Raw genomic sequence first — 22,971 nt, forward strand, 5'->3', positions numbered from 1 at the left:
GGCAAGTTAATGCCAATGAGTAGTAAAGCAGGTAATAAGGATAAAGGTATGTCAGAGAAGAAAGTTGACCAAACTTCTTCAACAACAGCTAAGAGCTTACCAAATACTGGTGATAATTCCGACTCAGCAGTATTAGGAACCATATTAGCTTTATCGTCACTAGCTTTATATGGCTATGGCAGAAAAAGACGTGAGAATGAATTATAATTGCTAATCAGTTCTCTCCAAAAAAAACATATCAGTGATATCACTGATATGTTTTTTTATGATTTGAAAAAATAATCAAAATCTTCCTGTGAAAGACCAATCATAGGATCAATGGTCAATAAATTTTGTTCCGTCAATCTTGTTGGTTGCCTATCATCTGTCTGATAACTTGATTCTACTGTTTTATCGGATATGACTTGATTTTCAGTAGTTATTTGCTCTGTCATTTTTTCAGGTTTAAAGCGTTCAATGAGAAAAGTGTTTCTTTGGTTGCCTACGTGTTGTGTGGCATATTGAAAGGCGCTAAAATCTCCCAACATGACGAGCTTATGTTTAGCGCGTGTAATAGCAGTATAAAGGAGATTTCGTTGTAGCATACGACTGCTTTGTTGTGTTATTGGTAAAATAACAACTGGGAACTCACTTCCTTGAGCTTTATGAATGCTCATCGCATAAGCAAGAGTCAATTTATGCCAATCATTACGCGCATAAGTCACTTCAACACCATCAAAATTAATGGTCATTTCATCTTGTTTGGATTCGGTATACTTAGCAGCTATCAATTCAGTAATATAACCAATATCACCATTAAAGACATTGTTCTCTGGATCATTCACCAGATGAAGAACCTTATCATTGACTCGAAAACGAGTGTCATTAAAGGAAAACTCTAATTGGTCATTCAAAGGATTAACTAATTCTTGGAGTAATTCGTTAAGATGAGTAATGCCAGCCTGTCCGCGATACATTGGGGCAAGAATTTGGATGTCTTTGGCAACAATACCACTTTTAAGAGCGGCAGAAACAATTTTTGCTACACTTTCCAAAATAAAAGGTGTCTGACATTCAAAGTAACTTCGGTCAGCTTTTTTCGTAGTAAAATCATTTGGCAAAACACCTTCTCTAATCTTGCTGGCTAAATCAACAATGGTTGATTGATTAGACTGTCTAAAAATCTTTTTCAAGCTAACCTTGGGAAAATCATCAATCTCTAGTAAATCTGCCAAGACTTGTCCAGGACCTACAGAAGGCAGTTGGTCACTATCGCCCACAATAATCACTTGCGTTGATGATGAAATAGCAGAAAACAATTGATTGGCAAGCCAAGTATCAACCATAGAAAACTCATCAATAATAATCAGATGGGCATCTAGATAGTCATCAAGGATTTGATAATCGTTATCACTATTTAAACCAAGATGCCTATGGATGGTAGCACTAGGTAATCCAGTCAACTCATTCATACGTCTAGCAGCTCTACCTGTTGGTGCGGCTAGAATAATTGGAGAGTTATTATCAGAAAGAGACAGTTCATGTAGGTTAGCAAAACTTTGAATAATGCCATTAATAATGGTTGTTTTTCCTGTTCCAGGTCCGCCGGTCAGAAAGAAAATTTTACTCGTTAAAGCTTTTTCAATAGCTTCTTTTTGACTGTCATCATAAGTCATATGATGGCTTAATTCAACTTTTTTAATTTCCTCTTTAATCGCCTCTACACTTGGAAAAGGTAGTGAAGGAGAATTATCTAAGATCCGTTCTATATGTTTTTTAATACCTGATTCAGCAAAAAATAAACTATTATCAAAAATTTTGGTATCACTATTTTGAATTTTTCCAGTCATCAATAACTGTCTAAGTTCATTAGCAACATCAGCCCCAGGAATGGGTGTTTGGCGTGCTTCTTCTAGAAGCAATAGGCTTTTTTCAAGTAATAGTTTGGCTTCAACATAGGTATCACCCGTCTCAAGAGACGTCTCAAGTAAGGCATGTAAAATAGCTGCTTGAAAACGCTCAGGGGAATCATCAGACACGCCAAGTTGCTGAGCTAGCTGATCGGCCATTTTAAAACCAATCCCTTTAATATCTTCCACTAATTGATAGGGATTCTTAGTGATAATGTCTAAGGTTTTTTCTTTATAGGCTTCAAAGACTTGAATAGCTATTTGATTTTTTAGACCATACTCTGCTAATTTCGATAAAATTTGTTCTGTCCCATAGTTGATTTTTAATTTTGCAAGAAATGCTTCTTTATTGACTTTTGATAAACCGCTTATCGTATCCAAATGAGAAGGATCTTTCAAAATACTATCAATCGGATCCTCTCCGTAAAGAGCAATAATCTTTCCAGCAATTTTTTTACCGATTCCTTTAAAATGTTGGCTAGAAAAGTAGTTAATAAGTCCTGCTTTTGAAGGTTTTTCACGTTCATATCGTGACATTTTCAACTGTTCACCATATTTAGGATGCTTGGTTAGTTCTCCCCAAAAGGTATAGTTTTCTTCTTCAAAAATATCAGCCATAACACCAGTGACAATAATTTCAAAATCATCAAAGTTACTATCAGTATCTTCAATTTCTAAAAGGATAATCTTAAAATAATTAGTTGGATTGTCATAGATTACTCGTGTGACTGTTCCAGAAAAAAAATGTGTCATCATAACCTCAATTAATTTTTAAATTGATGATAGAGAAAAACACGGCTCACCGTGTTTTAATCGTTATCCAATGTGCCAATTCTAGAAAGTGGCCAATAGCGAAACTTCACTTCACCAATGATGGAGTCCTTTGGAAAAGTTCCCACTTCACGACTATCTTTAGAGACAATTCTATCATCACCAAGAAGATAGTACTGACCTTCGGGGACAGTGATACTAAAGTTTGATTTTCCAGCATTATTTGTGGTAAAAGCTTCAGAATTAAGGGCTAATTCTTTAAAGAGAGTACTATAAGAGTATATTTTTTGTAATTTATCTTTTTTAAAAGCTTCTTGGTAATCCTCAAGATAGGGTTCATCAAAGATTTTACCATTTACAGTTAAAACATCATTATCGTAGCTTATAATATCTCCAGGAACACCAATGACTCGTTTAACAATTTTTTTATTTCCTTTTTCTTTAGCCACAACAATATCAAAACGATCAATCTTAGCAACTTTAACAACAAATAATCGTTCACCATTTGATAAGGTTGGATCCATAGAGTGTCCATCTACAAGAACATTGGCCCATAAAAATAACCAAGATAGGAAAAATAGTGTCATAAAGAGGATAAATCCTCCCCATTCTTTAATAAAATGTTTCATTAATATCCCTTTCTCTTCTAAAAATTAAATTAAATTTTTAGCTTTTTCAGTGTTTTTAAAGTGTAATTTTGCTAAGTGACTTAAGGTAGATAAGCCAAATTTTTTGATAATCTCACTAGCAACTTGATCTGATTGGTGTCCAGCCCCACTCGGTAGGTTAACACCAATTGATTCTCCAAGCTCATCAAGATTTTTTAAAAATAAATAACGTGCAATAATGGAACTAACAGCAACTGCCAAATATTTTCCTTCAGCTTTTTCTTCAAAGATTAAAGGATTTGAGAAGCGGTTTTGTTCTTTTGATAAGTAGGCTTCATAGTTTTTTTGACTAGTGAAGGCATCGATAACAATCTTTTTAGGTTTAACACCTTGTTGCAATAACAAATAAATAGCTTGATTATGAAGTGCTACTTTGACTGATACAGCATTGTGTTTTAATCCCTGGCCAACAACCTCATTGTATTTACTTGGAGATAGCAGTAAAGACTTATGCAGTATCTTTTCTTGTAATAGAGGAGCTATTTCTCTAATTTTGTAATCAGTCAAGGTTTTTGAATCATCGACCCCCAATTCTTTAAGGAAAGAATAATCCTTTGGTTCCACAAAACTGGCCACAACAACAATACCACCAAAATAAGAGCCATTACCAACTTCATCTGAGCCAATCATGGCAATATTTTGGTTGCTAGATATTGTTTTTTGTTCCTTCATTACAGGAAATCCTAAAGATTTTACCAATGGTTGTGGTTTTTTCCCTTGAAAGACTACCTTACCTGAGGTATAAATGGAAACACTAATCCCCTCTTTTTTAGCAGCAAATAAAATATAAGGATTATTGCTATTAATCTGATAGTGAGCTAATTTTTTTCTTAATTTAGTGAGTTCTTCTGTCTCATTCACTTGAATGACAATTGTATCCATATAGTTATTCTATCATAAAAAAGTTTTTTTAGGACTTACAGACTTTCAAAAAATAATAAAATCACAGTGATTATTATAAAATATATTAAATTAGTAGATAATGTAGGGTGCCTTGCTTTAATTTATTGAATGAAAACGTTATAATAAGATTATGATTAAAAACAAAAAAATAAAATGGTTATTATATAGTATAGCAATCAGTGTTTTAGCTATCATATTTTTGCTTGTCTTTTTACCTCAAATCAATTCTCAAAAGGAGAATGATTCAAAAGAATCAACAACAAAAACAACGATTTCTAAGGAAAAAAAGGTTGAATCGTCAAAACCAAAAGAAACTTATCATTTGAGTGAGGCTGAAAAAGAGCAATTAAGGCAACGTTTTACGAGTTTGAAAGAGATTAATCAAGAAGTGATCGCTTATATTTACGCTCCAGGAACGCAACTTGATGAGCCGGTACTTCATACGAGAGATAATTATAAATACTTGGAACAGACTATTACTGGGGAGTATTCACCTTATATGGGAGCGGTGTTTATGGATAAGGATAATTATCCAAATTTTCAAGATCGTTTGACTTGGTTATTTGGTCATGCAAGAGGAAGTACCGTTTCTGATCATAGAATGTTTAACGATGTTAATTTTTATGACAACCAAACTTATTTTAATGAACATCCTTATTTCGTGATCGAAACACCTGAACGTTATTATTACTATGAAGCGGCCTTTATGATTATTGTACCTGAAACGACTAGTTTTTATAGAACTAGTTTTGAAAATGATCATGTCTTTTTAGAGCAACTAAGAGAGGTTCAAAAAGAGGCTATTGTTAAAAATGAAGCTATTGAAATCAATGCTTCAGATCGTTATTTAGTACTTTCAACCTGTCGAGAAGAAGATAAGTCCATCAGGTCAAACTTATATCTAAGACAAATTCCAGATACTGAATTACCAGAATTTTTGGTAAAAAACAAAGAGAGATTAACCTATATGCCAACAAGATGAATCTATTTGAAAATATTGCTTTGAGATTGTCAAATTTTTAAAATTCGTTATAATAAAATGTAAGAGGTGACGTATGGATAATAAAAATCGATATAAATTTACTTTTGGAGACAAGTCATTAACACTAACAACAGACAAAGACAATTTATTTATGGAAGAAGTTGAACGTGTTGCTAGAGAAAAGTATGAAGCTATTAAACAAAAGCTACCACAAGCCGACAATGAAACAGTGGCTATTTTGATGGCTATTAATACTTTATCAAAACAATTAGTTAGAGAAATTGAATTTGACAAAAAAGAAAGAGAATTAGAAGAATTACGTGGCAAGTATATGGGTGACTTGCAAGAAAAAATCAATGCTAATGAAGTAGGTGACGACTACTAATGTTATCACTTATCATTTTATTGTTGTTGGCTTGGCATTTCTATTTAGGGTACTCGCGTGGGATTATTCTTCAAGGCTATTATTTTTTGGCAACTATTATTTCGCTAATTATCAGTACCTTATATTACAAACCTTTAGCAAAAGCAATTACTCTTTGGGTGCCATATTCTAATCCTTCTGAGGATGTTAACATCTTATTTTTTAAAGATGTTGCAGTTTTTGACTTGGACAAGGTCTATTATGCAGGAGTTGCTTTTTTAAGCATTTTTATTGCTAGTTATTTAGTTTTTCGGTTACTGGGTATTTTCGTGAATCTAATAGATTTGGACTCCTTTGACACTTTAACCTATAACTGTGTTGGTGGTGCGTTGTCTGTTTTAATAACCATGCTCTTTTTCAACATGGCATTAAGCATTTTAGCAACAATTCCAGTTTCATTTATCCAAAACATTCTTTCAAAAGAGATAATGACTAAGTTGTTGATTACATTCTTTCCTTCAGCATTTCTGATTAAAATGCTGTGGGTAACAAACATACTAAAGTGAGGAATTTCCTTGCTTTTTTAATTGGTAATCATGTAAAAATAAAAAGAAGTGGTTAATCATTAATAATAGAAAGGACAGCTTTTTCTGCTATAATATAAGCATGAATACAAAAATATTAGACGATTTAGAATTTAATAAAGTTAAAAAAAGAATAGAGTCTTTTTTAAAAACCAAACAGGGTCATGATGAACTACTTCATTTAGCACCAAGTAGTGATCGTGAAAAAATTGAAAAAAGTTTTTCAGAACTTTCAGAGATAGTAGACATTTTCACCAACTCACAAGGTTTTTCAATAGGTTCTACTGAGGACATTTCACATAGTTTAAAAAGGTTAGAATTAGAAGCTGACCTTAATATCCAAGAGCTATTGGCAGTTAAAACAATATTAAAAATCTCATCAGAACTCAAATCATTTTACAATGATTTAGAAAATGTACCTCTTAATCTTTTAGAGGATCTTTTTAATAAGATTAATCCCTTTCCTGTTCTTCAAGGAAGTCTTGAAGCTATTAATGATGCCGGGTTTATTGAAGATTTTGCCAGTCCAGAGCTTACAAGAATTAGAAGAATTATTCAACAAGTGGAGCGTCAAGTCAGACAGACTCTACAAGAAATTCTGAAAAATCAAGGTGATTTACTATCAGAAAATTTGATTACCAGCCGTAATGGCAGAAGTGTATTACCCGTTAAAAACACCTTTAGAAATCGTATTTCTGGTATTGTCCATGATATTTCTGCTTCTGGCAATACCGTTTATATCGAACCACGAGCTGTTGTCAAATTAAATGAAGAAATTACACAAGCTAGAGCAGATGAGCGCTATGAGATGGTTAATATCTTACGTCAACTCTCAGCCATGCTTAGAGACCATGTTTCTGAGATTAGAAACAATGCTTGGCTCATTGGGCATCTTGATTTTCTAAGAGCTAAATACCTTTATATGGCTGAATATAAAGCAAGTATCCCAACGATTACGACTGATCATTCGATAACTCTTTTAAATGCTCGTCATCCCTTGATTGAAAATCCTGTAGCTAATGATATCCATTTCACAAAGGAACTAAATACAATTGTTATTACCGGTCCAAATACTGGAGGTAAGACGATTATGTTAAAAACATTAGGACTAGCACAGCTAATGGCACAATCAGGTTTGCCTGTTTGGGCTGATAGAGGTAGTAAGGTGACTATTTTCAATCAGATTTTTGCTGATATTGGTGATGAGCAATCGATTGAACAAAGTCTTTCAACTTTTTCAAGTCATATGACTAATATCGTTTCTATCTTGAACCAAGCAGATAATAAGTCCTTAGTGCTTTTTGATGAGATTGGGGCAGGAACAGATCCACAAGAAGGGGCCAGTCTTGCTATCGCCATTTTAGAGCATTTACGCTTGTCAGACATAAAAACCATGGCAACAACACATTATCCTGAGTTGAAAGCCTATGGTATTGAGACTGATAATGTAGAAAATGCTAGTATGGAGTTTGATATTGTGACGTTAAGTCCGACCTATCATTTCATGCAGGGTGTCCCAGGTCGCTCAAATGCTTTTGAAATTGCAAGACGTCTAGGCTTATCAGAAATCATTATTTCAAAAGCCAACCAAATGACCAATCAAGACAATGATGTCAACAATATCATTGAACGATTGGAGCAACAAACCATTGAAAGTAGACGTCGCTTAGATAATATTAAAGAGGTTGAACAAGAAAACCTCAAGTTTAATCGTGCGGTAAAAAAACTTTACAATGAATTTAATCACGAAAAAGAAAAAGAACTTGAAAAAGCGATTGAAGAAGCTAGAGAGATTGTGGATATGGCTCTTTCAGAAAGTGAAGCCATTCTAAAACAACTGCATGATAAGTCACAACTAAAAGCGCATGAAATTATTGAAGCTAAAACCCAGTTGAAAAAATTAGTTCCTGAACCAGATCTTTCAAAAAATAAGGTCTTAAAAAAAGTGAAAAAAGCGCGTGCAGCACGTATGGGTGATGATATTATCGTTATTAGTTATGGTCAGCGTGGAACCTTAACCAATCAATTAAAAGACGGTCGCTGGGAAGCACAAATTGGTTTAATCAAAATGACTTTATCAGAAGATGAATTTAATCTGATTAAAGAAGACAAAGCTAAAACCACAAAAAAACAAGTACATGTTGTAAAAAAAATGGGTAATCATTCACCACAAGCCCGCCTTGATTTACGAGGAAAGCGTTATGAAGAAGCTATGCAAGAACTGGATATTTTTATTGACCAAGCCCTGTTAAATAATATGGCTCAAGTGGACATTATCCATGGGATTGGAACAGGTGTCATTCGTGAAGGGGTGAGCAAATATTTAAGGCGCAATAAGCATGTCAAAAGCTTTAGTTATGCCCCTCAAAACGCTGGTGGTTCAGGTGTTACTATCGTTAATTTTGGTTAGCGTATCAAATAGTGGTCAAAGTGATTATTTTACTGTAAAATAGTACTGTACAAAAATAAAGGAGAATTAAAATGGTTAAAGTAGTAACAGATGCAACTTTTGAAGATGAAACAAGTAAAGGACTTGTTCTTGTTGATTTTTGGGCAACATGGTGTGGTCCTTGTTTGATGCAAGCACCTATCTTAGATCAAATTGCTGAAGAAATGTCTGAAGATGAGCTTAAGATTGTGAAACTTGATGTCGATCAAAATCCAGCAACTGCTCAAAAATTTGGAATTATGAGTATCCCAACTTTAATGTTTAAAAAAGATGGAGAAGTAGTTAAACAAGTTGCTGGTGTTCATAATAAAAATCAAATCAAAGCAATTGTTGCAGAATTAAGCAACTAATAAAAAGAGCTAGCTAATCTAGCTCTTTTTTTCTAATTTAATTTTTTGATAGGTTTGCCACATTTTCTTTTGTGGTGTTGCAAAGGGATAATCAGGAAATTCTTTTTCTGACAACCAAATAAGAACCTTGTCAGAAGACAGACTAACTGATGAAGATATTCCTTCGATCAAATCTATTTCCCATTTTTGATGACTAAAAACATGTCTAACAAGGGGAAATGTTTGATTACCCCAAGTGATTTTTAAAGGATATTTCTCTAAAAAATTCTCTTTTTGAGATTTGAAATCTACGGTTTTAGAGTTTTCAGTCTCAAATAAATCAAGTTGTGTCTCAACAACTTCTTTTTCAAGAATAGGAAAAGACCAAAATCCAGCCAATAATTTATCTTGAGTATTTTTTTCAAGAAGGTATTCTCCTTTTTGATTTTGAATAATAAAAGCTTCTAGATAGATGGGACGAGGTTTCTTCTTTGGTTTTTTAATAGGATATTTGTCCATCGTACCATGGAGATAGGCACCACTAAAAAATCGAATAGGGCTCTCATCTGGACGAGGATTTTTAGCTGATTCGATATCTGTTCCTAAATCCATAAAAGCTTGATTGAAATCACCAGGCCGAACTGGATCAATCAATTGAGTCATTATAGCTTGGAATATTTTAATGTTTTTGGGGTCACCGATATCGTAATTCACTTCAAAAAGACGTGCCAAGACACGCATCACATTGCCATCAACAGCAGGAGTTGGCTCTTGAAAAGCAATACTTGCAATCGCACCAGCTGTGTATGGACCAATTCCTTTTAGCTTAAGAATGTCCTGATAGTGACTAGGAAACTGACCAGAAAAATCTATTTCTATTTGCTGGGCGGCCTTTTGCATATTTTTAACGCGTGAATAATAGCCAAGACCCTCCCAAGCTTTTAAGATTTTTTCTTCGGGAGCCTTAGCCAAATCGGAGATGGTTGGAAACCACTCTAAAAACCTAGTGTAATAAGGAATAACTGTGACAACTTGTGTTTGTTGAAGCATTATCTCCGACACCCAAATATGATAAGGATTTTTAGTTCTACGCCAAGGCAAATCACGCTTATTTTCGTCATACCAAGCTAAAAGTGTTCTTCTAAAAGAAATTATTTTTTCCTCATCCCACATCTTAATGCCATAATCATTTAAATCTAACATAAGCTTATTTTAATAAAACCTTTCTTTTTTAAAAACTTGATACTTCTAACAAAAAAAGATGACAACATCATCTTTTAGGCTATTTAGAAGTCAAAATCAGAAAAATAACTTTTTTCTTTATGACCTAGAATATATTTTAAAAGCTTAAATGGAAGAAGATTGATGGCACTGTTATATGATTCGATAGTCTCGTTATAAGATATTTTGTACTGATAGAGTTTATCTGTTGCATCTTCTAACGCTTCTTTGTCACCTTCTTTTTTAAGTAATCGAATCTGATCTTCCGTCATCATAATATTGCTGTTATAGGATGCTAATCGTTGCTCAAGTTGGGTGATGGCATTGGCTTGTTTTGATAGTAATAAAACGAAAGGTGTAAACACAGCAAATAATCCCGATAATCGTTCTGGAAAATCATCAATTATTTCAAAATCATCAAAAAGGATTCCAAAAATAATATTGTAAACAATAAAAGCACCAAAAAATTGCCAAATATAAGTCATTACATTAAATCGTTTAATGTTTATTTTTTTATCAGTCATGATTATCAAATCTTTCCTTTATTTTAAAACTATTATAACATTTTTCAACGGAAAGGACTATATTTTACTTGCAAAATAAGCAAGCATCCTGTATAATAGTGACTTGTGAGTATCCCTCACTTACTCATGACAAAGATCATGAGTCATTAGACCAAAAGGAGGAAAAATCAATGACTAAATACGAAATTCTTTATATTATTCGTCCAAACATTGAAGAAGAAGCAAAAACTGCTTTAGTAGCACGTTTTGACGCTATCTTGACAGACAACGGTGCAACTGTTGTTGAATCAAAAGATTGGGAAAAACGTCGTCTTGCCTACGAAATCCAAGATTTCCGTGAAGGACTTTACCATATCGTTACTGTTGAAGCAGAAAACGATATTGCTATTAAAGAGTTTGATCGTCTTTCAAAAATCAATGGTGACATTCTTCGTCACATGATTGTTAAACTTGACGCATAAGAAGGTAGTTTATGATTAATAATGTAGTACTAGTAGGTCGTATGACCAAAGATGCAGAACTTCGATACACACCAAGTAATCAAGCTGTGGCAACTTTTACTTTGGCGGTTAACCGTAATTTTAAAAATCAAAATGGTGAACGCGATGCCGATTTTATCAATGTTGTTATTTGGCGCCAACAAGCAGAAAATTTGGCTAATTGGGCTAAAAAAGGGACTTTACTTGGTATTACTGGTCGTATTCAAACGCGTAATTATGACAATCAACAAGGTCAGCGTGTGTATGTGACTGAAGTTGTCGCTGACAGTTTCCAAATTTTGGAAAGTCGTGCTACACGTGAGGGTGTAAATACCGGTGGTTTCAATCCATCACCAGCAAGTTCACAACCTACTTCACAAGCTCAAACGCCTAATTTCGCAAGAGATGACAATCCGTTTGGTAATGCCAATCCGATTGAAATCTCTGATGATGATTTACCATTCTAAGAGGATGATTAAAAGTATATAAGGAGAAAAATATGGCTCAACAACGTCGTGGCGGTTTTAAACGCCGTAAAAAAGTTGATTATATCGCAGCTAATAAAATTGAATATGTTGATTACAAAGACACTGAATTACTTAGCCGTTTCGTTTCAGAGCGTGGAAAAATTCTTCCACGTCGTGTGACAGGAACATCAGCAAAAAATCAACGTAAAGTAACAACTGCAATTAAACGTGCACGTGTTATGGCACTTATGCCTTTCGTTACTGAAGATTAATAATAAGAGATGGCTTTATGCTATCTCTTTTTTATGTTATCATTATTTTGAAAATCATTGCTACAAGTCATTTTAAAAGACCATGTGATAAGAAAAGGAAAAACAAATGAAAGCAAGTCAAAGACGTGATCAGATAGTAACTATTTTAAAAGAAAGTACCTCACCTATTTCTGCAACAAAACTAGCAAAAGAATTAGGAGTTAGTAGACAAGTCATTGTTGGAGATATTGCCTTATTAAGAGCTAGTAATATTGATATTATGGCGACTCATAGAGGCTATCTGATGGTTAATAATCTACCAAAGTTAAAGGCTCAATACATTAAAAAAATAGCCTGTCAACATTCAGAAGAAGAACTAGTAAAAGAATTGGAAATCATTGTCAGTGGAGGCGGTCAAATATTGGATGTTGAGATTGAACACCCGCTTTATGGTATTCTAACAGCGACATTAAATATTGTCACAAAAGATGACATAGAATACTTCACCCAACAAGTCAAAGAGAATCAAGGTACTTTATTAAGTCATTTGACAAATGGCATCCATAATCATACTATTTCTTGTCCATCAAAAGAAATGTGTGATAAGATTCTTGAACAACTTAAAAAGGAAAATATTTTATTAACATAATTGACAAGTGTCAAGACACATGATAAAATACTTGTTATCAACTTAAAGGAGATAATAAGTGAACAGTACACGAACTCAAAAGATGGCCCTGAGTGCCTTATTAACAGCCTTTGCTATTGCTATTCCCATCATTATGCCAGCCAAGATCATTATTGGACCAGCTTCATTTACCTTGGCCAGCCATGTGCCTATTTTTATCGCCATGTTCATCTCACCCAGCATTGCAATTTTTGTATCATTGGGCAGTACGCTAGGATTTTTTATGGCGGGTTTTCCAATAGTAATTGTTTTTAGAGCACTTTCCCATGTCATTTTTGCAAGCATAGGGGCAGTTTTAATCAAAAAACGCATAGTTACATTTGCTAAACCAACAACAACCTTGCTATTTGCCTTAATTATTAACCTTATCCATGGCTTAGCAGAATTTTTAGTCGTTATCGTGATGACAACAGGCTCACAAGTTGAAACCCATTACTGGTTTACTATGCTCTGGTTGGTCGGTTTTGGAACTCTAGTTCATGGGACGATAGATTTTTACCTAGCAAGAATTTGTTGGAGTTTTATGACAAAGAAAAAGATATAAAAAACAACACCGTGTCAAACGGTGCTGTTTTAATTTTATTAAGATTTAAGTTCATTTAAGGTATTACACTCAAAAGGTTATTGAAAATTTCTCCTACTAAATTACTATCTTAAAAGAAAAATGAATAATTTTTGATGATAAATTTTATTTTGATGCTATAATGATATTAGTAGATAACCTCATAAATTTAATAAAGAATATTAAAATTATCTTCATTAGAGAAAAAGAGAAATTGCTTTGTTTAAAAGATTAAAAAGATAAACATCCGAGAAATGGTAGGTGAAATATGATGAAGCTGGGTGAGAAAGTAATTCTAGTAGTTGCATTACTTGGAGCACTATTAGTCCTAGTGAGTATGTATCTGATTCCTATCATTAAACCAAATGATCAGTTTTTAGAGTTGGTTCTGTTTATTTTAGGAGCAGTTTTAATAATTTTTCCATTGATAAGAATGAAAAAGTATTAATTTGAGCATCTAAAGAATTTGCTACTAACAAATAGGAGAATTTTTATGAAGAATATTCTAATTTCGATTGTTCTTGCATTTATCTATCATAAACTTTCAGAACGCATTAAAAATAGCTATTTTGATTTTGCTGTGTTCCTATCATTAATTGCTACTCATTTTATCTGGGACTATTACTTTTTGCCAATTGAAATATTAATTGCGTTAAGTGGTGTTAATCTGCTATCAATTTTTTGGAAGAAACGACAAAAAAATAGCAATTTATAATAAGACTGACATAAAAATATTTCTTTATATACTAATCTACCTGTTGTGCTAGTTAATGAAACATAAGAATGGGAATATTTCAAACTCACGCAAACTCATTATGGGTGCTTTCAAGCATAAGAGAATAGTTAAATAATATCGCCTCTGTCCTAAATTTGAGTGCTGGCAGGTTGCGGATGGGATGGCACAAAGTACAAGGAAAACTGTCAATCACACCGAAAGAGCATGTTTGACACAGGTCTAAGACCAGAAAATAGCGCATACGCTGAATGCTTTGAGCAAGATTTTGGCAGATACGGCAAAATCGAGAGCGCTCCGGGAAATTGTCAGGGAAGAGTTTGTGGCGAATGGCGCGGTAAATAGCACTCGCAGTTCGACAGCCTTCTTAAATTACCCAGAGATAGCTAGCAATAAGAACCGCATTAGGCTGCTTTTGTAAGTGGATATTTCGTCTATTTCTAACTTCAATTGGGACAAAACGTTGATATCAATTGGTGATGCTATCACAACGATTTTGGCTAATAATGATGTCAATCCAAGAGATTCCAACCTAAACGCTTTGAGGTAATAATAATATGAATATTGAAGTTGAAAAAATTTTTGTCATTATCTTTTTTGTATGTCTATTAATTTCAGCCGCAACTTTTTAGCATATGATCATGTTAGTGAAGAAATAAAAAAATATATTCTTTGGATAAATATCATATTTTTTCTGTTAATCATAGCAATGATAATTTATGTAAAATTTTTTTAAAAAAATAATATTTTAATTGCGATAACTGTTGTATTTCTATATTAGGAATTTACGGGTGATTTGAGAATATTTACACTGATTTTACACTATCTTTGACTAAGAAATAGAATGGTGCTAACTTTATTATTAGCACGTTTAAATAAATAGTGGAATGAGGAGGTTATTTTCAAATGAAACATTTTTTTGCAGGAATTGGTGAAATTCATTTTTTGTTATTTTTATTATATCTAATGATGTCTACTAGTCCAATTATTGGACTAGTGATTGGAGTTACTAAAATCAATCTAAGAAATTCTATTATTATGGCTCTTGGTATGATATTGGCTTTAACTTTGGTATTATCAAGAGTGTATAGAAAATATTTTTATAAAGAATAAAAGAACTGCTCGTTTGTCCTTTTGTTTTAAATTTTAGATGGATGGTTTTTTAATGAAAAACAATATTTTTGGCATTTTTTTGATTTTCTTAGTGTTGTTAAGTGCTATTTTTTTGGGTGCACCATTTTTTATGGAAATGGATTTGGCTAGTGATCCCAGAAAAACAATTATACAGTATATTTTAATGGGACCTTTATATTACATATTTTCTCAATGTTTACACACAGTAATTTTATTAATAACTGTTGTTTTTTTAGGACAAAACCTATCTATTTTTATTTTTTATTGATGACTAAACTGGGATCAAAAATTTATCATGGCGTTCATTTTAATCAAGTGCTTGGTTTTAGTCCTGGAATAGCCATTTGGCATGAGAAAACAAAATCATTTAAGCTTTTTTTCAGAGTTTATTTTCTATTATACTTTTGTTCACTTATAGGTTATTATATTTTGTTTACCTCTATGTACAGAAATTTTATAGCTCTACTCTTGATTCCATTTTCTCTTATTATCGCACTGATTCAAAAGTTATATAAAACGGAATATCAACAATTATTTTTACTTAAATCAAAAGTATTAACAATTCTAGAAACAAAGAAAGATTGCCAGTTTAATCTGGAAGACTATTCTGCTATCTGGCAACTCAATTCAAAAAATGATGCTCCTTTTATTGCCTTATCTTATATTAGCTTAATTAAGAAATATTTATCAGAAGAGATGTGTCAAAAAATTGAACGGATTGAAGATGAGCGATTAAAAGACAAGGGGTATACTATGGGTTTTTATGGTATGCTTGATGTTATCAAATTGAATTTATACCTGAGTGTTGGTGAAAAGCACACGAGATATCGAAAAATGCTCAATAGTCTTTTTTCTAATGATCCATCATTTACTCTTGTTAGACAAGATACTGAAGATGGCTTGCTTGGAAAACGAGATTTACCCTTATCATTTGCTATTGCGGAAATTCAACAACTATTGCTTGATGTCTATTACAATGATTAACTTAGAATAAATTATTCTTAGCTACAATTGTTAGCTCCCAAGCATAGAATTTTTATCTAGTTAGTATATTTTCATTACTTTTAATTAGAGAGGAAAGATATAGCATTTGTTATTTGATATAAATAAACTTAAAAAGAGCCACTTACTTTTTGGCTTGTGTTTATATTCCTTTGACTGTTAGACAGAATAGTTATTTTTGGAGGTTTTAATGGATTATATCTACTATATTAGAGAAAAAGTAGGACATGATAAGATTATCTTAACCTTTGCTGGCGGTATTTTAGCTGATCGTAATGGTCGTGTTCTTTTGCAACTACGTTCTGATAAAAAGATTTGGGGTATTCCAGGAGGAGCTCAAGAACTTGGTGAGGATACTGTCAGAACTTGTCAACGTGAATTTTTAGAGGAAACAGGGATTGCTGTTGAGCCCACACGTTTACTCAATGTCTATACCAACTTTGAAGAGATTTATCCAAACGGTGACAAAGTTCAAACGGTTGTCTTTTTGTATGCTTTAAGAAGCCTCTCAGAGCCAGATATCTCTCATTTTCATAATGAAGAAACTTTATCGCTTCGTTATTTTTCAAAAGATGAAATAATGGTACTTGATTCATTGTCAGCTAAGCACAGATTAATGTTGGATGAGTATTTTAACAATCGTTTTGATATGGGACATTGAGGTTTATCAGATAAACCAAATAAACCATTTTAAATTTAATTAATCGGCACTGTGTTAAATGGTGCTGTTTTTATAATTAGAAAAAAGAAATTAGAAGATAAAAAATAAAGGTATGACATATTCTACTAGAAGATATCTCTTAGTAGTTTTTTGACTTGGATAGTGGATTGCTATTATAACAATAATATGGTATTATATTTTTGTTTATTGTAAGTTTATTAATTTTTTTTAGCTATATCCAATTATTGATGAATAAAATGATGATATAAATGACAACTATGGCTATTCTAATGACTATATTAAGTCTCCAAATAGTATTGGTTCAAAATCTTCAGTCACTAATTTTGGAGGGATATTAAGTCATCCGATTCTAAAAAATATGGATAGACAATATCAGGTTAATGATAAAGTCGGAATAATGTTTGATTAAATGCACATTGGAGTTATTTTAGATTTTAAAAATAGTTGATGAAAGCTAGAGGCCCAATGTATTAGGGCCTTTTATAATATAGGTAGGTGTTTATGAAATTAAAATTATCTGTTATTGCATTCTTCTTTTGTTTAATGGCTACAATTGGTCTTGTCAGTATCAGTGATAGTCAAGAACCGATACCTTTACCAATTGATGGAGCCTTTTCGATTCAAGGGGAAAGTAACCTTTCTAATAACGAAATATACCAAACAATCAGTAACCTATCAAAAACGAAAAAAGTTAAAATTTACAAGCCGATAGTTCAAAGTTCGGGTCAGTTGACTTATATAAATTTTGATGATGCAAACTATGAAGAATTAAAGTCTTTACCGACAACAGGCATGTATTATACCCTAGGGAAAATAGATTCAAATAGTTTAAAAACACTTGAGAACTCAGGATTACAAACAATCTATATGACTTACCCCTGGTATATAGGAGGAATGTTACAATTCACTGGGACATTAAGGGTATTGTTGATGATATCAATTTACTTAACCTTGTTAGTTGTTTTATTTGTTGTTAGAACAAGGCAGATTAAAGAAGGAATAATCAGACGTTCTTTAGGATTACCCATATATAATCTAAAAAGAGATTACTTCATTTCTCTTGCTTTTGAACTGGTTATTGCTACTTTGTTGATGATTTCTTATAGTTCTTTTTTGGGTGGTGGCTTCTTCACCTATAGTTCAAAGTTATTTTTCTCTATGCTTTTAACTAATTTTATACTATTTCAAATCATTGACATCATCACCTTTGTTTTATTTTGGCTGACTATTAAGGTTGAAAAACCTATTGAAATTATTAAAAACAAGGCAAAAAATAAACTTATTTTTATCGTATGGCTTGTCGTTATTTCTACTATAATCGTTGTCTCAGGATTTTTTTTACAAGAAACAAAGATTAGTCAATCAAGAATAAACATACAGCTAAATAATTTAGAGCCTTGGAATAAAGTTAAAAATTGGAAGAGGCTAGATCTATTGGGGATTGAAGATCACTCTGTTAATAATGGAGAACTGATTGAAATTGACCCACTATATCTACACATAGCCAAAGCTTTAAAAAAATTAGATTTTTTATATATCCAACCATCCGCTGCATACATTCCAGATTATGTGAAATCATCTGATTCTACAGAAGATTTTTCTAAACAATTAAAAAGTGATGGCATAACAAATCCAGAAGTAAACAAAGAGCTGATTTATATCAATCAAACTGGTGCTAATGTACAAAATAAAGTGAATGGAACAAACTATCAAGTTTTAGATGATAAGGTAGCAACAATCTATATTCCCGATAAATATAAAGAGAATAAGACATCAATTGAGAATACAGTTGTAGCAGAACAATTTAGAGGAACAAACTATACGAAAGAAAATCTCACGGTACAAGTCATTCCTAATGGGAAAAAAATTTTTTATTTCAATGAGAATGGGGACAATTATTATGAAAATAAAAACCTTTCACCTTTAACAAGTGTAGCAGATAGCCAAGATAATATAGTAGTTGTGTTAGATACTGATAAAATGATAGAAAACGGAGATTTTGTTTTGGCCGATAACATAGTACACAATTCACTTTTTAGTCCTGAAGCGATAAAGGAAATTAATGATGTGAGTGTTAATTCAAATTTTTCAATTAATCCAGTAGACGTTTACCAAATTGTGAAACTTAATATTCGATCCTTAGAACACCAAATTTTTCTTTCACAAATCCTACAGAAGATTATTTACGGCATTGTATTTATACTAATTTATCAGTATGCTCAATTATTTATTTCTTTAAAACAAAATGACTACGTTAAAAAAATCATTTTAGGTCTTTCAAAAACACGTATAGCAATATCAAGTCTCAAATATTTTATTATCACTATTACAATGGTTATTCTATTGACATTTATCATGACAGGTCAAATAGAGCTATTATATATTGGCATTGTTTCTTTAATAGTTTTAATTTTTTCAACAATAATGAGTTTTAGAAAATTATCGGAAAAATACACTCAAATTTTAAAAGGAGATGAACAATGACAATTGAAATTTTGAATGTCACAAAAAAATTTGGTTCAAAAAAGGTATTTACAGATTTAAATTTAACCTTTGAAGCTGGGAAAAGCTACGCACTGATTGGAGGCTCTGGTTCAGGTAAAAGTACACTACTTAATATTATAGGAAGACTAGAGAAAATTGACAGTGGCACTGTTTTGGTGGATGAACAAGATATTTGGAAAACAAAAGAAAGAACATTCTTTAAAAATATTATTGGCTATGTCTTCCAGAATTATTCTTTAATAGAAAATAAGACTGTATATGATAATTTGAAACTCATCAATAAAGACAAAAAAATAATATCTGATGTCCTTGAAAAAGTTGGACTCTCTAGTGACTATTTAAATCAGAAAATCTATGAATTATCTGGAGGGCAGGCTCAGCGTGTGGCGATTGCAAGGATGTTAATGAAGCCACGTAAAGTTATTTTAGCAGATGAACCCACAGGGGCTTTGGATGGTGAGATTGGAAAAGAAATCATTAATTTATTATTGAACGAAACAGCCGAAGATAAATATGTTATCATAGCAACACATGATCCAGCTGTATATAGCAAAGTTGATTTTATCATTGATATGAAAGATATAGGGAGTGAGATATGAAAAAGAAAATTATTATTAGTTTGGTATTAATAATTGGAATACTAGCCATTTTTTTAGTTGGAAAACAATTCTTAAAAACAGAAAATCCTAAACCCACGGTAGATTTAACAGTCTATACTATCTCCCCTGATGACACAGAAAAATGGAATAAAGTAAAACAATTAGAAACTAAAGATGCTATCTACCTAATAACGGTAAAAGAAGCAGCCTCTTCAGAAGAAATATTTTCAAATATCATTGAAAATACAGCTGCTGTGGGTTTTGGAGTAAGCGAGGAAGAAGTTCAACAATTTAATAATAATATAGAGGAGACTATAGAGGATTCTAGGAATAATAAACTAATTGGAATAGAATTTTTAACTTTTTCTAATGATGATGAAGGATTTGTGATAGCAGATTTTGACTATGGCAAAAAAGGGTTTAATTCACAAAAAAACGAAAAGAAAGAATTATATCGAAAACTATATGATGCTTTTAAGAAGTAGAGGACTATCTGCTTGATTGATTTTGGCTTGTTAGTCAAAACATTTAATCACCATATGAAGGAATTAAGCAAATCACTTCCAACCCTAAAAACCAGCACCGTGTTAAACGGTGTTTTTTTGATAATTGATTTAAAAAATTCACAAAAACATGCTATAATAAAAACACTACATTTAATGGAGAATACTATGGTATATTACAATCACAAGGATATTGAAAAAAAATGGCAAGCCTATTGGGCTGAGAATCACACATTTAAAACGGGAACAGATAAAAATAAACCTAGTTTTTATGCGTTAGATATGTTTCCATACCCAAGTGGTGCGGGGCTCCATGTTGGACATCCCGAAGGCTACACGGCTACTGATATTTTGAGTCGTTATAAGAGAGCACAAGGTTACAATGTCTTACATCCTATGGGTTGGGATGCTTTTGGTCTGCCTGCTGAGCAATATGCCATCGACACAGGTAATGATCCAGCTGAATTTACAGCAAGAAATATTGCCAATTTCAAGCGTCAAATCAACGCTCTTGGTTTTTCTTATGACTGGGATCGTGAGGTCAATACGACTGACCCTAACTACTACAAATGGACGCAATGGATTTTCACCAAACTCTATGAAAAAGGTTTGGCTTATGAAGCAGAAGTACCGGTTAACTGGGTGGAAGAGCTTGGAACTGCTATTGCCAACGAAGAGGTCTTGCCTGATGGCACTTCTGAGCGTGGTGGTTATCCTGTTGTTCGCAAACCAATGCGTCAATGGATGCTTAAAATCACTGCCTACGCAGAACGTCTTCTTAACGATTTGGATGAGCTTGATTGGCCTGAATCCATTAAAGACATGCAACGTAACTGGATTGGTAAATCAACAGGTGCCAATGTTACCTTTAAGGTTAAAGATACAGAACAAGAGTTCACTGTCTTTACTACTCGTCCTGATACCTTGTTTGGTGCTACTTATGCGGTTTTAGCTCCTGAGCATGACTTGGTTGATAAGATTACGACAAGTGAGCAAAAAGAAGCTGTTCAAGCTTATCAAAAACAAGCCAGTTTGAAATCTGATTTGGCTAGAACGGATTTGGCCAAAGAAAAAACAGGTGTTTGGACTGGAAGTTATGCGGTTAATCCTGTCAACGGGAAAGAAATGCCTATCTGGATTGCTGACTATGTCCTAGCAAGCTATGGTACAGGTGCGATTATGGCAGTTCCTGCTCACGACCAACGTGACTTTGAGTTTGCCAAACAGTTTGACTTAGATATTATTCCTGTTCTTGAAGGTGGGGACATCACCCAAGCTGCCTATACAGAGGATGGTCCTCATATCAATTCTGACTTCTTAGATGGTCTTGGAAAAGAAGAAGCCATTACAAAGATGGTATCTTGGCTTGAAGACAAGAAAATTGGTTCTCAAAAAATTAGTTATCGTTTGCGTGACTGGCTCTTTAGTCGTCAACGTTACTGGGGTGAGCCTATTCCAATTATCCACTGGGAAGATGGCACTAGTACGGCTATTGCTGAAAAGGAATTGCCACTTGTTCTTCCAAAAACTGATGATATTAAACCTAGTGGAACTGGTGAAAGCCCACTTGCCAACTTGACGGACTGGTTAAGTGTGACACGTAAAGACGGTGTTAAAGGGCGCCGTGAAACCAATACCATGCCACAATGGGCTGGATCAAGCTGGTATTATCTCCGTTATATTGATCCGCACAATAATGAGAAGCTGGCCGATGAAGAATTATTGAAACAATGGCTACCTGTTGATGTTTATATTGGTGGGGCAGAACATGCTGTGCTCCATCTCCTTTATGCACGATTCTGGCATAAATTCCTCTATGATATTGGAGTAGTTCCAACCAAGGAACCCTTCCAAAAATTGTTTAACCAAGGAATGATTCTAGGGACAAGCTATCGTGATAGTAGAGGAGCCCTTGTTGCTACTGATAAGGTAGAAGAAAGAGATGGACTCTTCTATCATCTTGAAACAAAAGAAGAACTCGAGCAAGGTCCAGCTAAAATGTCTAAGTCACTTAAAAACGTTATCAATCCTGATGATGTCATTGAAAAATACGGTGCTGATACACTTAGAGTGTATGAGATGTTTATGGGACCACTTGATGCTAGTATTGCTTGGTCAGAAGATGGTCTTGAAGGAAGTCGTAAATTCCTAGACCGTGTTTATCGTTTATTTACGACAAAAGAAACAACGACTAAAAACAATGGGCAATTGACCAAGGTTTACCATGAAACAGTTAAAGCAGTGACAGAACAGATTGAAAGCTTGAAATTTAATACTGCTATTGCTCAGTTGATGGTTTTTGTCAATGCTGCTAATAAAGAAGAAAAACTCTTCATTGATGATGCTAAAGGCTTTATTCAGCTTCTAGCACCATTTGCGCCTCACTTGGCAGAAGAACTATGGCAACACATCAATCCAACTGGTCAATCGATTTCTTATGAATCATGGCCAACCTATGATGAAAAACAATTGATTGAAGATGAGATTGAAATTGTTGTTCAAATTAACGGCAAGGTTCGTTCTAAATTAATCATTGCTAAAGATACCAGCCGTGAAGAATTAGAATCGCTAGCTAAATCAGATGACAAGATTGCTGAACTCATTGCTGATAAATCAATTATTAAAGTGATTGCTGTACCAAATAAATTGGTCAATATTGTTGTCAAATAAGAATCAAAAGTC

At 33.2% G+C, this 22,971-nt stretch carries 25 protein-coding genes and 1 pseudogene; 20 read left to right on the top strand and 6 right to left on the bottom strand.

Annotation, left to right across the window (positions count from 1 at the left end; all coding sequences use genetic code 11):
• Positions 1-207: LPXTG cell wall anchor domain-containing protein (locus A3I1_RS07625; RefSeq protein ID WP_033376115.1), on the top strand; the 207-nt coding region annotated here is incomplete at its 5' end.
• Positions 208-263: 56 nt separating this feature from the next.
• Here the strand turns inward: A3I1_RS07625 and recD2 are convergent.
• The 3 genes from recD2 to rnhC are packed head-to-tail and all read right to left on the bottom strand — an operon-like array spanning position 264 to position 4,210.
• Positions 264-2,642, bottom strand: a complete 2,379-nt coding sequence (recD2, locus tag A3I1_RS0100010; RefSeq protein WP_018369260.1) for an SF1B family DNA helicase RecD2 — start codon at positions 2,640-2,642, stop codon at positions 264-266.
• A gap of 56 nt (positions 2,643-2,698) precedes the next feature.
• Complete coding sequence (gene lepB, locus A3I1_RS0100015) at positions 2,699-3,289, bottom strand: signal peptidase I (RefSeq protein ID WP_018369261.1); 591 nt, start codon at positions 3,287-3,289, stop codon at positions 2,699-2,701.
• Positions 3,290-3,313: 24 nt separating this feature from the next.
• Entirely contained in the window at positions 3,314-4,210 is an 897-nt protein-coding gene (rnhC, locus tag A3I1_RS0100020; RefSeq protein WP_018369262.1) for a ribonuclease HIII, read from the bottom strand.
• Between the two features lie 151 nt (positions 4,211-4,361).
• Here rnhC and srtB point away from each other — a divergent pair, with 151 nt between their 5' ends.
• From srtB to trxA, 5 genes are all read left to right on the top strand, one after another.
• On the top strand, positions 4,362-5,213 hold the full coding sequence (srtB, locus tag A3I1_RS0100025; protein ID WP_018369263.1) for a class B sortase, LPKTxAVK-specific: 852 nt from the start codon (positions 4,362-4,364) through the stop codon (positions 5,211-5,213).
• A gap of 73 nt (positions 5,214-5,286) precedes the next feature.
• Complete coding sequence (gene zapA, locus A3I1_RS0100030) at positions 5,287-5,598, top strand: cell division protein ZapA (protein ID WP_018369264.1); 312 nt, start codon at positions 5,287-5,289, stop codon at positions 5,596-5,598.
• The gene (locus A3I1_RS0100035; RefSeq protein ID WP_018369265.1) at positions 5,598-6,143 is read left to right on the top strand and encodes a CvpA family protein; all 546 of its coding nucleotides are present in this window, start codon (positions 5,598-5,600) and stop codon (positions 6,141-6,143) included. Before zapA ends, A3I1_RS0100035 begins: the two co-directional genes overlap by 1 nt.
• 100 nt (positions 6,144-6,243) lie before the next feature.
• Positions 6,244-8,571: an endonuclease MutS2 gene (locus tag A3I1_RS0100040; protein WP_018369266.1), complete on the top strand. Its 2,328-nt coding sequence runs from the start codon at positions 6,244-6,246 to the stop codon at positions 8,569-8,571.
• Between the two features lie 71 nt (positions 8,572-8,642).
• Positions 8,643-8,960, top strand: a complete 318-nt coding sequence (gene trxA / locus A3I1_RS0100045; protein ID WP_018369267.1) for a thioredoxin — start codon at positions 8,643-8,645, stop codon at positions 8,958-8,960.
• A gap of 18 nt (positions 8,961-8,978) precedes the next feature.
• On the opposite strand, the gene mutY is transcribed toward trxA, so the two are convergent.
• Both mutY and A3I1_RS0100055 read right to left on the bottom strand, forming a co-directional pair.
• A complete protein-coding gene (gene mutY / locus A3I1_RS0100050) occupies positions 8,979-10,142 on the bottom strand; it encodes an A/G-specific adenine glycosylase (RefSeq protein WP_018369268.1) in 1,164 nt (387 codons plus the stop codon).
• 83 nt (positions 10,143-10,225) lie between these two features.
• A complete protein-coding gene (locus A3I1_RS0100055) occupies positions 10,226-10,684 on the bottom strand; it encodes a hypothetical protein (RefSeq protein ID WP_018369269.1) in 459 nt (152 codons plus the stop codon).
• Positions 10,685-10,854: 170 nt separating this feature from the next.
• On the opposite strand from A3I1_RS0100055, the gene rpsF reads away from it, so the two are divergent.
• The 7 genes from rpsF to A3I1_RS0100090 all read left to right on the top strand — a co-directional run bounded on the left by rpsF (position 10,855) and on the right by A3I1_RS0100090 (position 13,846).
• Entirely contained in the window at positions 10,855-11,145 is a 291-nt protein-coding gene (rpsF, locus tag A3I1_RS0100060; protein ID WP_018369270.1) for a 30S ribosomal protein S6, read from the top strand.
• A gap of 11 nt (positions 11,146-11,156) precedes the next feature.
• The gene (locus tag A3I1_RS0100065; protein WP_018369271.1) at positions 11,157-11,630 is read left to right on the top strand and encodes a single-stranded DNA-binding protein; all 474 of its coding nucleotides are present in this window, start codon (positions 11,157-11,159) and stop codon (positions 11,628-11,630) included.
• 32 nt (positions 11,631-11,662) lie between these two features.
• Positions 11,663-11,902, top strand: a complete 240-nt coding sequence (gene rpsR, locus A3I1_RS0100070) for a 30S ribosomal protein S18 (protein ID WP_018369272.1) — start codon at positions 11,663-11,665, stop codon at positions 11,900-11,902.
• A 106-nt stretch (positions 11,903-12,008) separates the two neighbouring features.
• A complete protein-coding gene (locus A3I1_RS0100075) occupies positions 12,009-12,530 on the top strand; it encodes a transcription repressor NadR (protein WP_018369274.1) in 522 nt (173 codons plus the stop codon).
• 82 nt (positions 12,531-12,612) lie between these two features.
• Positions 12,613-13,113 (top strand): hypothetical protein, encoded by a 501-nt coding sequence (locus A3I1_RS08465; RefSeq protein ID WP_051069666.1) that lies wholly within the window; start codon positions 12,613-12,615, stop codon positions 13,111-13,113.
• A gap of 286 nt (positions 13,114-13,399) precedes the next feature.
• Entirely contained in the window at positions 13,400-13,579 is a 180-nt protein-coding gene (locus tag A3I1_RS08420; protein ID WP_026216703.1) for a hypothetical protein, read from the top strand.
• 45 nt (positions 13,580-13,624) lie between these two features.
• Positions 13,625-13,846: a hypothetical protein gene (locus A3I1_RS0100090; RefSeq protein ID WP_018369277.1), complete on the top strand. Its 222-nt coding sequence runs from the start codon at positions 13,625-13,627 to the stop codon at positions 13,844-13,846.
• Positions 13,847-14,006: 160 nt separating this feature from the next.
• Here the strand turns inward: A3I1_RS0100090 and A3I1_RS08655 are convergent.
• A pseudogene (locus tag A3I1_RS08655) lies at positions 14,007-14,333 on the bottom strand (IS982 family transposase); the annotation flags it as partial.
• A gap of 437 nt (positions 14,334-14,770) precedes the next feature.
• On the opposite strand from A3I1_RS08655, the gene A3I1_RS0100100 reads away from it, so the two are divergent.
• From A3I1_RS0100100 to leuS, 7 genes are all read left to right on the top strand, one after another.
• Positions 14,771-14,977, top strand: a complete 207-nt coding sequence (locus A3I1_RS0100100; RefSeq protein ID WP_018369279.1) for a hypothetical protein — start codon at positions 14,771-14,773, stop codon at positions 14,975-14,977.
• A gap of 462 nt (positions 14,978-15,439) precedes the next feature.
• Positions 15,440-15,982, top strand: a complete 543-nt coding sequence (locus A3I1_RS08565) for a hypothetical protein (protein ID WP_233275087.1) — start codon at positions 15,440-15,442, stop codon at positions 15,980-15,982.
• A gap of 208 nt (positions 15,983-16,190) precedes the next feature.
• Positions 16,191-16,661: an NUDIX hydrolase gene (locus tag A3I1_RS0100110; RefSeq protein WP_018369280.1), complete on the top strand. Its 471-nt coding sequence runs from the start codon at positions 16,191-16,193 to the stop codon at positions 16,659-16,661.
• A 522-nt stretch (positions 16,662-17,183) separates the two neighbouring features.
• The gene (locus tag A3I1_RS0100115; RefSeq protein WP_018369281.1) at positions 17,184-19,166 is read left to right on the top strand and encodes an ABC transporter permease; all 1,983 of its coding nucleotides are present in this window, start codon (positions 17,184-17,186) and stop codon (positions 19,164-19,166) included.
• Complete coding sequence (locus tag A3I1_RS0100120; protein ID WP_018369282.1) at positions 19,163-19,786, top strand: ATP-binding cassette domain-containing protein; 624 nt, start codon at positions 19,163-19,165, stop codon at positions 19,784-19,786. The genes A3I1_RS0100115 and A3I1_RS0100120 overlap by 4 nt, the downstream gene beginning before the upstream one ends.
• Positions 19,783-20,271, top strand: a complete 489-nt coding sequence (locus A3I1_RS0100125; protein WP_018369283.1) for a hypothetical protein — start codon at positions 19,783-19,785, stop codon at positions 20,269-20,271. The genes A3I1_RS0100120 and A3I1_RS0100125 overlap by 4 nt, the downstream gene beginning before the upstream one ends.
• Positions 20,272-20,457: 186 nt before the next feature.
• On the top strand, positions 20,458-22,959 hold the full coding sequence (gene leuS, locus A3I1_RS0100130) for a leucine--tRNA ligase (RefSeq protein WP_018369284.1): 2,502 nt from the start codon (positions 20,458-20,460) through the stop codon (positions 22,957-22,959).
• Positions 22,960-22,971: the final 12 nt, after the last annotated feature.

It is taken from the genome of Streptococcus marimammalium DSM 18627 (assembly GCF_000380045.1).
Taxonomy (GTDB): Bacteria; Bacillota; Bacilli; order Lactobacillales; family Streptococcaceae; genus Streptococcus; species Streptococcus marimammalium.

Excerpts from the sequence above, each read along its gene's own strand:
- A3I1_RS0100075 (WP_018369274.1), top strand. The coding sequence starts at position 12,009 with ATGAAAGCAAGTCAAAGACGTGATCAGATAGTAACTATTTTAAAAGAA.
- A3I1_RS0100065 (WP_018369271.1), top strand. The coding sequence starts at position 11,157 with ATGATTAATAATGTAGTACTAGTAGGTCGTATGACCAAAGATGCAGAA.
- A3I1_RS0100125 (WP_018369283.1), top strand. The coding sequence starts at position 19,783 with ATGAAAAAGAAAATTATTATTAGTTTGGTATTAATAATTGGAATACTA.
- A3I1_RS0100120 (WP_018369282.1), top strand. The coding sequence starts at position 19,163 with ATGACAATTGAAATTTTGAATGTCACAAAAAAATTTGGTTCAAAAAAG.
- A3I1_RS0100090 (WP_018369277.1), top strand. The coding sequence starts at position 13,625 with ATGAAGAATATTCTAATTTCGATTGTTCTTGCATTTATCTATCATAAA.
- A3I1_RS0100040 (WP_018369266.1), top strand. The coding sequence starts at position 6,244 with ATGAATACAAAAATATTAGACGATTTAGAATTTAATAAAGTTAAAAAA.
- A3I1_RS08465 (WP_051069666.1), top strand. The coding sequence starts at position 12,613 with ATGGCCCTGAGTGCCTTATTAACAGCCTTTGCTATTGCTATTCCCATC.
- rpsR (WP_018369272.1), top strand. The coding sequence starts at position 11,663 with ATGGCTCAACAACGTCGTGGCGGTTTTAAACGCCGTAAAAAAGTTGAT.
- A3I1_RS0100110 (WP_018369280.1), top strand. The coding sequence starts at position 16,191 with ATGGATTATATCTACTATATTAGAGAAAAAGTAGGACATGATAAGATT.
- rnhC (WP_018369262.1), bottom strand. The coding sequence starts at position 4,210 with ATGGATACAATTGTCATTCAAGTGAATGAGACAGAAGAACTCACTAAA.
- A3I1_RS0100100 (WP_018369279.1), top strand. The coding sequence starts at position 14,771 with ATGAAACATTTTTTTGCAGGAATTGGTGAAATTCATTTTTTGTTATTT.
- A3I1_RS08420 (WP_026216703.1), top strand. The coding sequence starts at position 13,400 with ATGATGAAGCTGGGTGAGAAAGTAATTCTAGTAGTTGCATTACTTGGA.
- lepB (WP_018369261.1), bottom strand. The coding sequence starts at position 3,289 with ATGAAACATTTTATTAAAGAATGGGGAGGATTTATCCTCTTTATGACA.
- trxA (WP_018369267.1), top strand. The coding sequence starts at position 8,643 with ATGGTTAAAGTAGTAACAGATGCAACTTTTGAAGATGAAACAAGTAAA.
- A3I1_RS0100035 (WP_018369265.1), top strand. The coding sequence starts at position 5,598 with ATGTTATCACTTATCATTTTATTGTTGTTGGCTTGGCATTTCTATTTA.
- srtB (WP_018369263.1), top strand. The coding sequence starts at position 4,362 with ATGATTAAAAACAAAAAAATAAAATGGTTATTATATAGTATAGCAATC.
- A3I1_RS08565 (WP_233275087.1), top strand. The coding sequence starts at position 15,440 with ATGTACAGAAATTTTATAGCTCTACTCTTGATTCCATTTTCTCTTATT.
- A3I1_RS0100115 (WP_018369281.1), top strand. The coding sequence starts at position 17,184 with ATGAAATTAAAATTATCTGTTATTGCATTCTTCTTTTGTTTAATGGCT.
- A3I1_RS0100055 (WP_018369269.1), bottom strand. The coding sequence starts at position 10,684 with ATGACTGATAAAAAAATAAACATTAAACGATTTAATGTAATGACTTAT.
- mutY (WP_018369268.1), bottom strand. The coding sequence starts at position 10,142 with ATGTTAGATTTAAATGATTATGGCATTAAGATGTGGGATGAGGAAAAA.
- zapA (WP_018369264.1), top strand. The coding sequence starts at position 5,287 with ATGGATAATAAAAATCGATATAAATTTACTTTTGGAGACAAGTCATTA.
- rpsF (WP_018369270.1), top strand. The coding sequence starts at position 10,855 with ATGACTAAATACGAAATTCTTTATATTATTCGTCCAAACATTGAAGAA.
- recD2 (WP_018369260.1), bottom strand. The coding sequence starts at position 2,642 with ATGACACATTTTTTTTCTGGAACAGTCACACGAGTAATCTATGACAAT.
- leuS (WP_018369284.1), top strand. The coding sequence starts at position 20,458 with ATGGTATATTACAATCACAAGGATATTGAAAAAAAATGGCAAGCCTAT.